Annotated in this window: 15 protein-coding genes; 12 read left to right on the top strand and 3 right to left on the bottom strand. The window is 53.2% G+C overall.

Annotation, left to right across the window (positions count from 1 at the left end):
- The first annotated feature begins 9 nt into the window (after nucleotides 1-9).
- Together dapA and smpB are read left to right on the top strand one after the other, a co-directional pair.
- On the top strand, nucleotides 10-900 hold the full coding sequence (dapA, locus tag A4S02_RS03875) for a 4-hydroxy-tetrahydrodipicolinate synthase (RefSeq protein WP_070323004.1): 891 nt from the start codon (nucleotides 10-12) through the stop codon (nucleotides 898-900).
- On the top strand, nucleotides 900-1,406 hold the full coding sequence (gene smpB / locus A4S02_RS03870; protein WP_070323003.1) for an SsrA-binding protein SmpB: 507 nt from the start codon (nucleotides 900-902) through the stop codon (nucleotides 1,404-1,406). The genes dapA and smpB overlap by 1 nt, the downstream gene beginning before the upstream one ends.
- A gap of 107 nt (nucleotides 1,407-1,513) precedes the next feature.
- On the opposite strand, the gene A4S02_RS16330 is transcribed toward smpB, so the two are convergent.
- A complete protein-coding gene (locus tag A4S02_RS16330) occupies nucleotides 1,514-2,191 on the bottom strand; it encodes a cold-shock protein (protein ID WP_082246741.1) in 678 nt (225 codons plus the stop codon).
- 380 nt (nucleotides 2,192-2,571) lie between these two features.
- Between A4S02_RS16330 and A4S02_RS03860 the strand changes: the two genes are divergently transcribed.
- From A4S02_RS03860 to mltG, 10 genes are all read left to right on the top strand, one after another.
- Complete coding sequence (locus A4S02_RS03860; RefSeq protein WP_070323001.1) at nucleotides 2,572-3,633, top strand: lipid A deacylase LpxR family protein; 1,062 nt, start codon at nucleotides 2,572-2,574, stop codon at nucleotides 3,631-3,633.
- Between the two features lie 214 nt (nucleotides 3,634-3,847).
- The gene (locus tag A4S02_RS03855; RefSeq protein WP_070323000.1) at nucleotides 3,848-4,210 is read left to right on the top strand and encodes a hypothetical protein; all 363 of its coding nucleotides are present in this window, start codon (nucleotides 3,848-3,850) and stop codon (nucleotides 4,208-4,210) included.
- 201 nt (nucleotides 4,211-4,411) lie between these two features.
- Nucleotides 4,412-5,161 (top strand): glycine betaine ABC transporter substrate-binding protein, encoded by a 750-nt coding sequence (locus A4S02_RS03850; RefSeq protein ID WP_050819723.1) that lies wholly within the window; start codon nucleotides 4,412-4,414, stop codon nucleotides 5,159-5,161.
- Nucleotides 5,162-5,178: 17 nt separating this feature from the next.
- The gene (locus tag A4S02_RS03845) at nucleotides 5,179-6,438 is read left to right on the top strand and encodes a class I SAM-dependent methyltransferase (RefSeq protein WP_070322999.1); all 1,260 of its coding nucleotides are present in this window, start codon (nucleotides 5,179-5,181) and stop codon (nucleotides 6,436-6,438) included.
- Between the two features lie 29 nt (nucleotides 6,439-6,467).
- Nucleotides 6,468-6,983, top strand: a complete 516-nt coding sequence (locus A4S02_RS03840) for a YdcF family protein (RefSeq protein ID WP_070322998.1) — start codon at nucleotides 6,468-6,470, stop codon at nucleotides 6,981-6,983.
- Between the two features lie 176 nt (nucleotides 6,984-7,159).
- Nucleotides 7,160-8,092 (top strand): ACP S-malonyltransferase, encoded by a 933-nt coding sequence (gene fabD / locus A4S02_RS03835; RefSeq protein WP_070324168.1) that lies wholly within the window; start codon nucleotides 7,160-7,162, stop codon nucleotides 8,090-8,092.
- A 22-nt stretch (nucleotides 8,093-8,114) separates the two neighbouring features.
- Nucleotides 8,115-8,858: a 3-oxoacyl-[acyl-carrier-protein] reductase gene (gene fabG / locus A4S02_RS03830; protein WP_070322997.1), complete on the top strand. Its 744-nt coding sequence runs from the start codon at nucleotides 8,115-8,117 to the stop codon at nucleotides 8,856-8,858.
- Between the two features lie 303 nt (nucleotides 8,859-9,161).
- Nucleotides 9,162-9,401 (top strand): acyl carrier protein, encoded by a 240-nt coding sequence (locus A4S02_RS03825; RefSeq protein ID WP_003628807.1) that lies wholly within the window; start codon nucleotides 9,162-9,164, stop codon nucleotides 9,399-9,401.
- Nucleotides 9,402-9,465: 64 nt separating this feature from the next.
- Nucleotides 9,466-10,776, top strand: a complete 1,311-nt coding sequence (gene fabF, locus A4S02_RS03820; RefSeq protein WP_019090254.1) for a beta-ketoacyl-ACP synthase II — start codon at nucleotides 9,466-9,468, stop codon at nucleotides 10,774-10,776.
- Entirely contained in the window at nucleotides 10,766-11,800 is a 1,035-nt protein-coding gene (mltG, locus tag A4S02_RS03815; RefSeq protein ID WP_082246740.1) for an endolytic transglycosylase MltG, read from the top strand. The genes fabF and mltG overlap by 11 nt, the downstream gene beginning before the upstream one ends.
- 52 nt (nucleotides 11,801-11,852) lie before the next feature.
- Here mltG and A4S02_RS03810 read toward each other — a convergent pair whose 3' ends face one another.
- Nucleotides 11,853-12,701, bottom strand: coding sequence for a lipid-binding SYLF domain-containing protein (locus A4S02_RS03810; RefSeq protein WP_019090252.1), 849 nt, complete (start codon nucleotides 12,699-12,701; stop codon nucleotides 11,853-11,855).
- 91 nt (nucleotides 12,702-12,792) lie between these two features.
- Nucleotides 12,793-13,620, bottom strand: coding sequence for an inositol monophosphatase family protein (locus A4S02_RS03805; RefSeq protein WP_019090251.1), 828 nt, complete (start codon nucleotides 13,618-13,620; stop codon nucleotides 12,793-12,795).
- Nucleotides 13,621-13,668: the final 48 nt, after the last annotated feature.

The raw sequence follows: 13,668 nt of genomic DNA, 5'->3' as shown, positions 1-13,668 counted from the left end.
TGACTGCCCATGTCTGATACCTTTTTCTCCGGGTCCATTACCGCGCTGATTACCCCCATGAACCGGGACGGCAGTCTGGATTTTGTCTCGTTCGAAAAACTGGTGGACTGGCAAATCCGTGAGGGAACATCTGCCCTGTGTGCTGTTGGCACAACAGGGGAAAGCCCAACCCTTTCTCATGCTGAGCACCATGCTGTTGTGGAACGTACCATAAAGGTATCGGCCGGGCGGGTTCCTGTTATTGCTGGGGTAGGCTCAAACAGCACATCCGAAGCCATAGATCTGGCACAGTATGCTGAAAAAGCCGGGGCAAATGCTGTATTGGTGGTAGCGCCTTATTACAACAAGCCCACGCAGGAAGGGCTTTACCGGCATTACATGGCTATTGCGGATGCCATTTCCATTCCGGTTATTCTTTACAATATTCCGGGCCGTTCCATTGTTGATATCAGCGTGGAAACCATGGCGCGTCTGGCACGGCACCCAAACATTATTGGCGTAAAAGATGCCACAGCCAATCTTCTGCGCCCATTGCAGGTACGCCGCGCGGTAGAAAAGCGCTTTAACCAGCTTTCTGGGGAAGATGGCACCGCCGTGGCTTTTCTGGCTGCGGGTGGTAATGGCTGCATTAGCGTAACGGCCAATGTTGCGCCTGCCTTGTGTGCCAATGTGCAAAAGGCGTGGCAGGAAGGCCGCGCGCAGGATGCTATTGCCATTCAGGATAAACTCCTGCCTTTGCATGATACGCTTTTTTGCGAAAGCAATCCGGCACCGGCCAAATACGCCGCCAGCCTGTTAGGGCTTGCTGGTGAAACCTGCCGCCTGCCACTTGCTCCGCTGACCGAACCTTCTCGCGAGAAAGTACGTGCTGCTCTTGTTGATGTCGGGCTACTGAACTGATGAGCTCCAAATCTGGAAAATCTGCCAAAAGCTCCATGATTTCTCATGGCATGGTGGCGCAAAACCGTAAGGCGCGCTTCAATTACAATATTCTGGAAACCATTGAAGCTGGCCTTGTGCTGAAAGGTGCCGAGGTTAAGAGCCTACGCCTTGGCCGTGCCACCATTAACGAAGCCTTTGCTAGCGAGCGGGATGGAGCATTATGGCTGTTTAACAGCTATATTCCTGAATATCAGGGGGGCGTTCTCTCTCGCTTTGATACGCGTGCTCCGCGTAAGCTGCTGATGCACCGTAAGGAAATGCGCAAGTTTATAGGTGCTATTGCCAAGCAGGGCGCGACACTTGTGCCTTTGAATGTGCATTTTAATGATAGAGGCTTGGCTAAAGTCACACTCGGCTTAGGCATTGGTAAGAAAAGCCACGACAAACGCCAGAGCATTGCAGACAGAGATTGGCAGCGCGATAAAGCACGCTTAATCCGAAATAAGGGGAAGGGGGACTACTAAACGCTCCCTTCCACTTTCTGAAGAGATTGTTGCTTTAGGCTCTAACCCCATAAAAAAACCCCGGCAAAACCGGGGTTTTTTCTTGAAACCTAATTGTAAAATCAGGATCAGGCCGGAGAAACTTCAGCAGCTTCTGGGCCTTTCTGGCCCTGAACCACCTTTACGTTTACACCCTGACCTTCGTTCAGTGCGCTCAGGCCAGACCGTTCCAGAGCAGAAGCATGAACGAAAATGTCCTTGCCACCGCTTTCCGGTGTGATGAAGCCAAAGCCTTTGACAGAGTTGTACCATTTTACGGTACCACGTGTACCTTCAGCCATGGACAGATCTGGAGCAGGGCGGCCAGCCGGACGGCTGCCAAAACCGGGGCGCGGTGCACGGGGGCGTTCTGGCTGAGCGGTGCTTTCGTCAACGGAAATAACTTCCGCAACCTGGCGACCTTTCGGGCCCTGGCCAATCCGTACAACCAGTGTCGCACCGGGGCTTACACCCTGATGGCCTGCCTGAGAGAGTGCATTGGCGTGCAGGAATACATCACCGGTGCCATCTGCCAGTTCAACAAAGCCGAAGCCTTTTTCGCTGTTGAACCACTTAACAGTTGCACCAACTTCCGGCCCGGAAGCCACAACCTGCGGACCACCAGCGCCACGGCGCGGTGCAAATCCACCACGGTCACCGCCACCAAAAGCAGGGCGCTCACCAAAGGAAGGCATGGACATGTAATCGTCATCAAATCCGCCGCGGCGAGGAAAACGAGAGCTGCGGTCGGTCCTGTTACTTTTCAACGGTCTTGATCCTGGAGTACGGAGAAGGCTGAAGCTTCTCCCGATATTGAAAAACGGGCAGTTTGCCGGAATGGGTTGACAGGTTTACGTATTTTGAAGAAAACGCCACCGTTCCCGTTCCTGAAAGCTGCAAATGCGCCCACTGTTTCCGTAGCACAGCCAACAGCGTGCGACTATAGAAAAGCATGAAATTGGCGGGAGTTTCACACACTTTTCTTAATCTCACGGTTATGTGATGTCTCTACCCCCATAACCGGTCGATGCTAGCATGATAGCCACAGCAGGACAGGATTAAGGGGAAACGGGCTTTCTTGTGTGGGTATTATCTATTAAGAACAGCCTAGAATCATGCCCGCACATGGCCAAATGGAAGAAAAAGCATGCCCGTAGTTTTAAAACGGCTTCGCGTACGGCGCCTTGCCCTTGCGTCTCTTATGCTGGCAGGGGCATCCGTGTGTTCTCTTTCTTCCGCCAAAGCAACTCCTGCCTCTGACAACAAAGGCACATGGACCCTTCAGGGTGAAAACGATGCCATCACCACCCTGAAAGGCACATCGGACCAATATTATACCAGCGGCCTGCGCTTTAACTGGACATCTGGCACCAACACGCTGCCCACCCCCATTGCCGCCATTAATAAGGCCATTTGGGGGGAAGGGGTGCAGCGTATTAGCATTGGTTTGCAGCAGCTCATCTTTACCCCGCGCAATACGCAGGTTTCCAGCCCGTGGGCTCCGGGGCAGGCGCAAACTGCCCGTATTAACGATAGGCCCTATTCCAGCCTGCTGCTGGGCACCGTGAATCTTATTAATGATACGGATAGAACCCGCAGCGTATTTGGCATTCAGTTTGGTATTATGGGGCCGGGCGGCTTGGGCGAACAGCTCCAGAACGGATTCCACGGCCTAATTGGCGATACCAAAAATCAGGGCTGGTCTCATCAGCTTAAAAACCAGCCCATCTTTCAGGTGCAGGGCGGGCGTATCTGGCGTTTGCCTTTGGCGCATGTATTTGGCGTGGAATTTGACATGCTGCCATCTGCCGCGGCTGCCATTGGTGATTACCAGATTTATGGCCGCATTGGGGATGTGTTCCGGATCGGGCAGGGGCTGGATAGTGATTTCGGCACACCTACCATTCAGGCTTCCGGCACAGATGGCACCGATGCTTATAAATCCCGGCGTCCTTTTTCATGGTACATCTTTGGCGGCGTAACGGGAGAGGCCGTTGGGTATGATGCCTCATTGCAAGGCAACACCATGCGCAGCAATTCCCTGCATGTGATTAAAAAATGGGATGTGGGTGAAATTCACGCCGGTTTGGCCTTCATGTTCTGCGGTTTGCGCATTTCCTACAGCCAGGTTTGGCAGACACAGCAGTTCACCACAGCCAAGTCTGGCCTGTTTAACTATGGTTCATTAATGGTTTCGGCAAAATTCTGATTCTTTTTTCTGCACCACAGAAGGGCGATTGCACAAAAAACAGGCATAAAAATTGTGCAATTTACGTGCGTTTGTGTTTTTTTCGTCACGAGGTCTTAAACCTGCCTGCTTTTGAGGCGTTAACATTCGTTTTCTCATAGCGTAGCGCGCTGCGGCTCTTTTACACTCCAAACATCAAGACCGAACCGGGATTGTAAGGGGGATAAAAGAAACCATGTCGCGCACAACAACATTTTCTCAGCAACACACCTGCCAGATCATCCCATTCCAGATGGAGATCACATCCCGCCAGCAGGCTTACCTCACCCGTTGGGTTCAGGCTGCTCAGCCCATGGGCATTTGCGATGCGGATGTTTTTGTATCTGAGCAGAAGCAGGCCGGCATTTCCGCTGGTTATGTTGTGGTATGGGTGCGCGAAACCCCAGATCCTGCTTACCAGATTTACTGTCACGGCAACCGCTGGATTGTTATGGATGCCATCCGTGACAATAAACTGGGTAGCTTTAACACTTTTGCCGATGCCCTAAACATGATCCGCCCCGTCATGCCGCACGAACAGGGTATTGTTGCCGCTTAAACGCCCCAGTTTAAGGTATTATTCCGGTTGACCGCCTTCTTCCCTTCCAAGGGAGGGGCGGCTTTTTTTTGCCCACTTACCTTGCACCAAATCATTACGAAATCCTGTTATTTCCATTTCAGGGATTGCCTCATGGGTTTCTCCTGCTGCAAGGACTACGCAGACCATCACCAGTTCGAGCAGATCTGAAAGGATCCTGAGATGACAAGCCTGACCCTCGCATATCCCGAAACCACCGTGCATGAGGCTACGGCAGCAGCAATCATCCGCGTTCTGGAAGCCAATGACGTAGAGCCCGATATTGTGACTGGCCCTAAAGACGTGCTGACAGACATGCTTAAAAAGGGTGAGGTTGATTTTTACGTGTCTGCATGGCTGCCGGATGAAGATGCTGGCATGCTGGCGCCTGGGATTCTTCCTCTTGGCAATTTATTTCGCCCAGCAGCCCATTGCTGCATTTCCGCAGAAGATACGCCGCTGACATCTTTGGACGATGTAGCACAGGCTGGGCCAGAACTTTCCCGCACCATTATCACACCCGCATCCTTGCAAAAGCACATGGAAAACGTGTTGCAGCAGTATGGGTTGGATACCGCTGGCTTCAGCCTGAAAGTGCTGCCGGATGAAGAAGCTCTGGCAGAACTCAACGCCGCTCTTAAGCGGGAAGAACTGGTGCTGATGCCGTTGTTTCAGCCTTGCTTCCTGTTTCACATTGGCGGTTTCCGTATTCTGAACGACCCCAAGAACGCATTAGGGGGCGAACAGGACGCGCGCATTCTGATCCGTGCAGAAACCAAGGATGAAATGGAGCAGGATCTTCTGGACGAACTGGATGAACTGATGCTGAGCGCCAAAATTATTAGCGCCATGGATTACGCCATGCGTGTTGAAGGCATGACAGCCGATGAAGCGGCAGAAGCCTGGCAGCGCGGCAAATTACTGCCCCGCTAAGGAAAGGCCGCGCCAGCATGACAGAGCAATCCCCCGCCGATACGCGCGATTCCAGCCTTGCCGCTCAGTATGAGGCGTATCCATACCCAGAAAGAAATCCGCAAGATGAGGCCAAACGCCTTTTAATAGGCAGCCCCAGCCATCTGCGGGAAATTGATTACTGGGTTTTTGGTGCAAAACGGCCGCAAAGCCAGCCTTTGCGTGCATTGGTGGCCGGGTGCGGCACGGGGGATGGCGCCATCATGCTGGCAACGCACCTACAGCGCGCCGGACGCCCCGGTGAGGTTGTATGTGTGGATCGCTCCCAAAAAGCGCTTTCCATTGCGCAGGCACGAGCGCAAGCGCGGGAACTGGCGAATATCCGCTTCATTCAGGGTTCTCTGACAGAGCTGGATACGCTGGATCTGGGTCTTTTTGATTATATTGATTGCTGTGGTGTGCTGCATCATCTGCCTGATCCTGATGCCGCATTGGCTCTACTGGAAAAGCACCTCGCCCCCGATGGCGGGATGGGGCTGATGGTCTATGCTCCCTACGGGCGCACTGGCGTTTACATGGTGCAGGATGCCCTCGAAAAAATTGCGCCTCATTCCGAAACACCTCAAGCTCGGCTGGATATGGCACGCCGCGTTATGCGCACGCTGCCAGCTACCGCGTGGCTACGGCAGAATGGCAACTTTGGAGATCACCTTTCCGGCGGCGATGCAGGATTATACGATCTGCTGCTGAACCCAAGAGATCGAGCTTATACCGTTACGGAGTTTTTGGAGTTTCTCGATAAAGCCGGGTTGGAACCTTCCTGCCTGATGGAACCGGCGCGGTATGATCCAACCCTGTTTTTGCCAGACCCACGCCTGCGTGCACGCATCAGCGGCCTACCATGGCAGCAGCAGGCCGCCATCGCGGAAGATCTGGCTGGCAATATGGCCACGCACGTTGCCTATGTTGTACGCAAAGGCGCACACATTACGCCGCCAGATCCGCTAGATTTTGCATCTGTGCCGGTTATGCGTGAAATACCGGGGGTAGAACTGGCCAAGCAGATGCGGCCAGATCACACATTACCTTTTGCTTTTGGCACGTTGGTTGTGCCCATTCCCTTACCGCCACAAATGCGCGGCATCCTGCCCTTAATTGACGGTGAGCGCACAGTTGGGGCTTTGGCAGAGGCCGTGGCAGCTCGTGGTATTTCGGAAAGCAAGTTCCGCAAAGTATGGGCTGAAGGCTTTACTACTTTGGAACGGCTTAACCGTGTGCTCTTGCGCCCGCCAGCCTGATTGCACCCATTACGGGGAGGAGATATGAAATGTCAGCACTACCCGTAATTATTTTTGGTGCAGCCCTCAACCCAGATGGCAGCCCTTCTGTCGCGCTGCTAAACCGGGTGCACTCAGCGCTGGTGTTTGGTGCAGCACATGGGCCTGTTGTGTATATTCCTACAGGTGGCGTGCCGCAAAACGGCCAGACAGAAGCAGATGTTATGGCCTCCCACCTGTTAAAGGCCGGAATTGCTCCAGAATATATTCTGCCCGAACCTACAGCGGGAGATACGTTTGATTCCGCCGTTGCTTGCACACGTTTGTTGCGTCTGGCTGGGTATTCTACTGCTCAGCCCATAGCTGTTGTTTCCAGCCCCTTACACCTGCCGCGCTGCGTTTTACTCATGCGCCTTGCTGGCTGGAAAGTACAGGCCGTGCCATTTTTACGTGCGCAATCGCATGTTCCTAATATGCGCAAAAAATTCCTGCGTATCGCGCATGAATGTCTTGCCCTACCGTGGGATGCACTGCTTGTTCTGGGCTGGCGTATTGTGCGGCGTTAAACTGCACCGTATTCTGCCGCCCGATTTCCTGCCGGTCTGCGTTTTGCGTGGCTTCCTTTTTACAGGCTGCTATTTTGCGCAAAGCATAACAAAGCAGCCCGCGCAGTTCATGATCTTGCCAAAACAGGTGGTTTCCATCCGTGTCTGGCAAGGAAAAATTTGGAACAGTGAGTATCATGGCCGTTTACGCATTTGTTTTTCCCGGACAGGGCAGCCAGTCTGTTGGCATGGGGCAGGAGCTTGCAGAAGCTTTTCCTGCGGCACGCTCTGTTTTTGAAGAAGTTGATGACGCCCTGGGCGAAAAACTCTCCAAAATCATTTTTGAAGGCCCGATGGAAAGCCTGACCAGCACAGAAAATGCCCAGCCCGCACTTATGGCAGTTTCCATGGCTGTTTTGCGCGTTCTGGAACAGGATGGCGGCTTGGATCTTGCTGGCAAAGTTACGTTGCTTGCTGGGCATTCTCTGGGTGAATATTCCGCTCTGGCGGCTGGGCGTGCCTTTGGTGTGGCAGAAGCTGCACGCCTGTTACGGCTACGCGGACAGGCCATGCAGAAAGCCGTTCCCGCAGGAGAAGGCGGCATGGCAGCCCTTATTGGCGTGACGTTGGCGCAGGCAGAAGACATCTGCACCAAAGGCGATGTGGAAATTGCCAATGATAACGGTGGTGGCCAGATTGTTATTTCCGGCAAGAGCGCAGGCATTGATGAAGCCATTGCCATCGCCAAGGAAATGAAGATCAAGCGGGCACTCAAGCTGCCAGTTTCCGCACCATTCCATTCTTCACTCATGAAACCGGCAGAACATGTTATGGCCGAAGCTCTGGCCAAAACTGAAATTGCCGCCCCAATTGTGCCCGTAATTGCCAACGTAACAGCCGAGCGCGAAACCGATGCCGATACGATTCGGCAAAATCTGGTGCGTCAGGTCACTGGCCGTGTGCGCTGGCGCGAAAGTGTGGCCGCTATGGTTGGTATGGGCGTAGATACATTTGTAGAAATTGGTGCAGGCAAAGTACTTTCCGGCCTTGTGCGCCGTATTGATTCTGAAGTGACTGGCCTTTCTGTGGGAACGCCCGCCGATATCGAATCTTTTCTGAAAACTCTGTAAAAACAGCGGGTAAATAAATATCATGTTCAAATTGGACGGAAAAACCGCACTGGTTACAGGTGCAACCGGCGGCATTGGCAGCGCCATTGCACGTTTACTGCACGCACAGGGCGCAAACGTGGTGCTATCTGGCACGCGTGAAGCCGTGTTGCAGAAGCAGGCAGAAGAACTGGGAGAAGGGCGCGCATTCTACGTGGCTGCCAACCTTTCTGACCCCAAAGAAGCAGATGGCCTAATTGCCAAGGCGGAAGAAGCCGCTGGGGCTCCCATTGATATTCTGGTGAACAATGCAGGCTTAACGCGCGATATGCTGGCCCTGCGCATGAAGGATGAAGACTGGGATCAGGTTCTGAATGTTGATCTGTCTTCTCCTTTCCGGCTGTGCCGTGCAGCACTTAAAGGCATGCTGCGCCGCCGGGCAGGGCGTATTATCAACATTTCCTCGGTTATCGGCGCCACTGGCAATGCCGGGCAGGCCAACTATGCTGCTGCAAAAGCTGGCATTGTGGGTATGAGCAAATCCTTGGCGCAGGAAGCCGGCCCACGCGGCGTAACCGTAAATGTTGTGGCCCCCGGCTTTATCGTAACCCCCATGACAGACGCTCTGCCAGATGCGCAGAAAGAAAAACTGCTGGGCGCGATTCCGCTGGGCCGCCAGGGTCAGCCAGAAGATGTGGCTTCTGCCGTGCTGTATCTGGCATCGGAACAAGCCGCATGGGTTACGGGCACCACGCTGCACGTAAACGGCGGCATGGCAATGGTTTAAGGGGTAACACCCTTAAACTTGGTCTCTATACTGCCTGCGCAGAAGAGAGGGTGCAAAATACTTTCAGATGTGGCAGACAGACTATGCAAACACGCACATGGCCGAGGGGCCGGAAGAAAGTCTTTTCCGGTTTGCCTTGGCTTGTGATGGAAAAACGTGCTAAGCGCCCGCAACCCCTGTTGCTGGGGAAGAATAACGGAAGCAGTGCTGTTTTCTATTCTTCTACCAACGGGGGTTGTGGTAGAGCAGGCACCAGAACAACCTGCCCGCATGTAAAACCGGGCCTATGGGATACAAAGACAGATGAGCGAAATCGCTGATAAGGTTAAGAAAATCGTGGTCGAGCATCTCGGCGTCGAGGAAAGCAAGGTCACACCGGATGCATCGTTCATCGATGACCTGGGCGCTGACAGCCTTGATACCGTTGAGCTGGTGATGGCGTTTGAAGAAGCCTTCAATGTCGAAATCCCGGAAGATGCAGCGGAAAAAATCACCACCGTTAAAGATGCTATCGATTACATCGAAAAGCAGAAAGCTGCCTGATTTTCAGGTACTTTTGCGTTTAACGGAAACTGTGGGTTCCTCTACTATTTGAGGGACCATATACGTGCAGAACAGGGAGCGGGCTGGTTTGTTGCAGTCGGCCGGAGTAAATTCTGGACGGAGACGGGTAGTCGTCACCGGAATGGGCATCGTCGGACCTCTGGGTCTGGGCGTTGAAAACGTATGGTCACGTCTGATTGCAGGCGAAAGCGGGATTGGTAGAATCACGCAGTTCGACCCAAGCGATCTGCCGGCCCATGTGGCTGGGGAAGTGCCGGAAGGGCCGACCGCAGAAGGAAAGCTTACACTTTCCGAGTGGATTTCCCCCAAAGACCAGCGCAAAATGGACCGCTTCATTCACATGGGGTTGGTGGCAGCAACGGAAGCGGTAGAGGATTCCGGTTGGAAACCCGAAACTGAAGAAGATAAATGCCGTACCGGTGTGATGATTGGCTCTGGCATTGGTGGTTTACAGACCATCTATGATGCCTCCATTACCGTGCATGAAGGTCGGGCGCGGCGTCTTTCGCCGTTCTTTATCCCGTCCGCTCTCATCAATCTGGTTTCTGGCCATGTTTCCATTAAATATGGTTTTCAGGGGCCAAATCATTCAGTTGTCACAGCTTGCGCCACCGGCGTGCATGCCATTGGTGATGCCGCGCGCATTATCATGTTTGGCGATGCCGATGTAATGGTAGCAGGTGGTGCAGAAGCAACCGTTTGCCCATTGGGTATCGCAGGCTTCTGCTCAGCTCGTGCACTGTCTACCGGCTTTAATGATACGCCCGGAAAAGCCTCCCGCCCATGGGATAAAGACCGTGATGGTTTTGTAATGGGTGAAGGTTCCGGCGTGTTAGTGCTGGAAGAATACGAACACGCCAAAGCCCGTGGCGCCAAAATTTATGGCGAAATTATCGGCTACGGCATGTCTGGTGATGCATACCATATTACCGCACCGGCAGAAGGCCATTACGGGGCATACCGTGCCATGCGCGCTGCGCTGAAAAGTGCAGACCTTACCCCGGCAGACATCAACTACGTAAATGCCCACGGCACCTCCACCATGGCGGATGACCTTGAGCTAGAAGCAGTTGAACGCCTGTTTGGTGATGATGCCCGTAAGCTGGCCATGTCTTCCACCAAATCTGCAACAGGCCATTTGCTTGGTGCCGCTGGTGCAGTGGAAGCTATTTTCTCCATTCTGGCCATTCGGGACAACGTGGCGCCGCCTACGCTGAACTTGGATAATCCATCGCGTGAAAGCGTGATTGACCGCATTGCCCACACGGCACAGCAGCGGGAAATTAACGTGGCTCTTTCCAACAGCTTTGGATTTGGCGGCACAAATGCCAGCCTGATTGTGCGTGGCGTCTAAACCAAAAAAGAAGCCTGCAAAACAGCCTACCAAAAAAGGTCGTGCTGCCCTGAAATGGCTAGGGGGCCTGTTTCTTCTTTCTGCATTAGCAGGAGGAGGAACAGGTTTTTTTGCATGGTATAGCTATATAAAACCGGGGCCCTTGCCAGAGGCCGCGGATGTTGTTGTGCCACATGGTGGCTACGCCAGCACAATAAGTGCGCTTCAACAAGCGCAAGTTCTGCCATCTGGCTGGTTAACAGATAAGCTGTTTGTAACGGCTATCTCTCTTACGCGTAAAAGTGGCCAACTACACGCCGCAGAACTGCATTTTCCACAACATGTTTCCATGCAGAATGTGCTGTTTATTCTGCGGCACGGCAGACCTGTTTTACATAAGTTGACCATTCCGGAAGGGCTTTCTGCCCACCAGATTCAGGCCGTTATTGCTTCTGCACCTTTTTTGGAAGGTGAGGCACCTTTGCCCGCAGAGGGCAGCACATTGCCGCAAACCTATAATTACCTGCGGAATAGCCAACGGATTGATATTGTAAAACGTGCACAAAATGCCATGCAAACGGCGCTTAATACCGTCTGGCAAAAGCATGATCCTGCTTTAGATGGTATTGTATCATCACCACAGGTTCTGCTTATTCTGGCATCTCTTATAGAAAAAGAAACATCCTTACCTGCAGAAAGACCCATGGTTGCGCGCGTTTTTCTAAACCGCCTGCAAAAGGGTATGAAACTGCAAACAGACCCAACCGTGATTTACGCCATAACGCATGGCAATCCACCGCTAGGGCGTGCTCTTACGCACACGGATCTCACTACGCCAGATCCATATAATACTTATGTTGTTACAGGGTTGCCTCCCGGGCCTATTTGCTCACCCGGTATTTCTTCATTAGAGGCTGCGGCACACCCTGCCAGTGGGGATGCTCTTTTCTTTGTCGCAAATGGCAATGGTGGGCATAATTTTTCCACCACACTGGCCGAACATAATCGGAATGTTTCTGCTTTTCGGCAACATAATACGCATTAAGCGCTTTTCACCCCCAAGGGCAAAAAGCGCTTAATCTTTAACCTAGAAAAACTTATCTAGAGGGGCTTAGGCTTTCCTGCTTGATGCCACCGCCACCAGATGCCCCAACAGTATCTGCGGCAAGAGCATCTGCATCGCTCTGAGAAACCGTGTTGCTGTTAGATGCGCGTGAGGATGTGGAAGACGCAGCACCTGTGCTTTTTGCCATAGCGGCATAACGCATCAGCACACTCCGCAGGGGGTCAGCATCCGGGTTGTTCACGCGCATGCTGACAACAATATCTTCTGGGCCAATGCTCTGCTTGTAGTATGCGCGGTTGGCATCGCTGTTCACGGTCAGTTTGCTACCACCCAAGGAAGCGCCAGCAAACACGCCCTGAGATTTCTGGGCAATCAGAATATCCGTATTGCGTGCGCCTGCATTTCCCTTAGCAACTGCCGTGCTCATGCTGGCAAAAGAGGCCCCTGCATTGGAAGAAAACTGGAACTGACTATCCAGCAGGGCCTGCAAACCGCGATCTGTCATGACAAAGAAAACGATCTCGGAACTCTGCACCCCAAACTGCAAACCGAATGATGCGGTGCTAAGGGTATAAAATGCCGGATCAGACCATGAACCACGAGCATCGCGCGCCAACAGTAGGCAGCCACCATGTGCACCACCAAAAGCAATAGACATGCGGAACATATCTGGGCACACCATGACAGCACGGGCTTTGGCCAGATTGGTTACCATCGGGCTTTGGCTGGTTGCGCCTACAAAAACATCCTGTACGCTCAGGGCAGCCTTATCAACCAGCGCCTGCGGCTTATCAGCCGCCTGAACCGGTGCCGCAACGCACAAAGAAAACGCAGCAGCTAAAGCCAGAGAAGCAGAAGAAAGGTGAGTAACCAGACGCATGCCGGAATTCTCCACAATAAGCCGGTAAATATGATCTGCTAGAAAGCACGCCTTTGTGGCCGCAGAAAGGCCCCGCGTGCATGTTTTTCACTTATGCCAGCGGAATAGATACTGCCTCGGAAAGAGCCTGCGCAATATGCGGGTTTGCTGCCATAATTGTGGCTGGCCCCGTTAGCCCGCCTTCTTGCAAAAAGGGTGAAACACGCGCCCCAGCTTCAGCCAGCAAGGGCAAGGCTGCGGCCACATCCCACAGGTTAATAACAATTTCGATATAGCCATCTAGCCGCCCGCTTGCCACATCAGCCAGCGCCAATGCACCACAGCCGCCTGAACGAGGCATGGTACCCATTGCCATAATGGCGTCCATTTTTTCCATGAACACAGGTTTGGGCACTCTGTTGCTCCAGCCCATTTCAATCATTGAGCTGGTAGGGTCCTTCACCGGAGAAGCCTGAATACGCTTGCCGTTCAAAAATGCGCCATATCCACGCAGGGCAGTGTACACTTCGCCCAAGGCGGGGGCATCAATCACACCGGCCACGGGTTCATCCCCATCCAACAAGCCGAGTGAAATACACCAACGACAACGCCCACGTGCGTAGTTAGAGGTGCCATCAATAGGGTCTACCACCCAGCGCAAGCTGCCTGTGCGCGCAACACCACCTTCCTCCCCCTGAAAGCCATCATCGGGGAAAAGAGCTTTCATACGGTTGGCAATAAAGGCTTCTACCGCGCCATCTGTTTCTGTCAGCCAATCCTGCGCAGATTTTTGCGATGCCTGCGGCCCACCCGGTGGCGGACGCATAGCCATGGCCATCTGTGCGGCATCATGCACCACAGCCCGTGCGGCTTCCAAACGTGTGGCAAGGGCAGGGCTGGGTGAAGACATATTGCTGTAACTCCTGATAAAATAAGGCATTAAAGGCTGAGCACATTATACGCCTTTACGTGCAGCAAGACGAGCGCG

It is taken from the genome of Acetobacter ascendens (genome assembly GCF_001766235.1).
In the GTDB taxonomy this organism is placed as follows: Bacteria; Pseudomonadota; Alphaproteobacteria; order Acetobacterales; family Acetobacteraceae; genus Acetobacter; species Acetobacter ascendens.
The sequence above is the reverse complement of the archived record's forward strand: the minus strand, read 5'-3'. Positions and strand labels throughout refer to the sequence as shown.

Excerpts from the sequence above, each read along its gene's own strand:
- dapA (WP_070323004.1), top strand. The coding sequence starts at position 10 with ATGTCTGATACCTTTTTCTCCGGGTCCATTACCGCGCTGATTACCCCC.
- smpB (WP_070323003.1), top strand. The coding sequence starts at position 900 with ATGAGCTCCAAATCTGGAAAATCTGCCAAAAGCTCCATGATTTCTCAT.
- A4S02_RS03860 (WP_070323001.1), top strand. The coding sequence starts at position 2,572 with ATGCCCGTAGTTTTAAAACGGCTTCGCGTACGGCGCCTTGCCCTTGCG.
- A4S02_RS03855 (WP_070323000.1), top strand. The coding sequence starts at position 3,848 with ATGTCGCGCACAACAACATTTTCTCAGCAACACACCTGCCAGATCATC.
- A4S02_RS03850 (WP_050819723.1), top strand. The coding sequence starts at position 4,412 with ATGACAAGCCTGACCCTCGCATATCCCGAAACCACCGTGCATGAGGCT.
- A4S02_RS03845 (WP_070322999.1), top strand. The coding sequence starts at position 5,179 with ATGACAGAGCAATCCCCCGCCGATACGCGCGATTCCAGCCTTGCCGCT.
- A4S02_RS03840 (WP_070322998.1), top strand. The coding sequence starts at position 6,468 with ATGTCAGCACTACCCGTAATTATTTTTGGTGCAGCCCTCAACCCAGAT.
- fabD (WP_070324168.1), top strand. The coding sequence starts at position 7,160 with ATGGCCGTTTACGCATTTGTTTTTCCCGGACAGGGCAGCCAGTCTGTT.
- fabG (WP_070322997.1), top strand. The coding sequence starts at position 8,115 with ATGTTCAAATTGGACGGAAAAACCGCACTGGTTACAGGTGCAACCGGC.
- A4S02_RS03825 (WP_003628807.1), top strand. The coding sequence starts at position 9,162 with ATGAGCGAAATCGCTGATAAGGTTAAGAAAATCGTGGTCGAGCATCTC.
- A4S02_RS03810 (WP_019090252.1), bottom strand. The coding sequence starts at position 12,701 with ATGCGTCTGGTTACTCACCTTTCTTCTGCTTCTCTGGCTTTAGCTGCT.
- A4S02_RS03805 (WP_019090251.1), bottom strand. The coding sequence starts at position 13,620 with ATGCCTTATTTTATCAGGAGTTACAGCAATATGTCTTCACCCAGCCCT.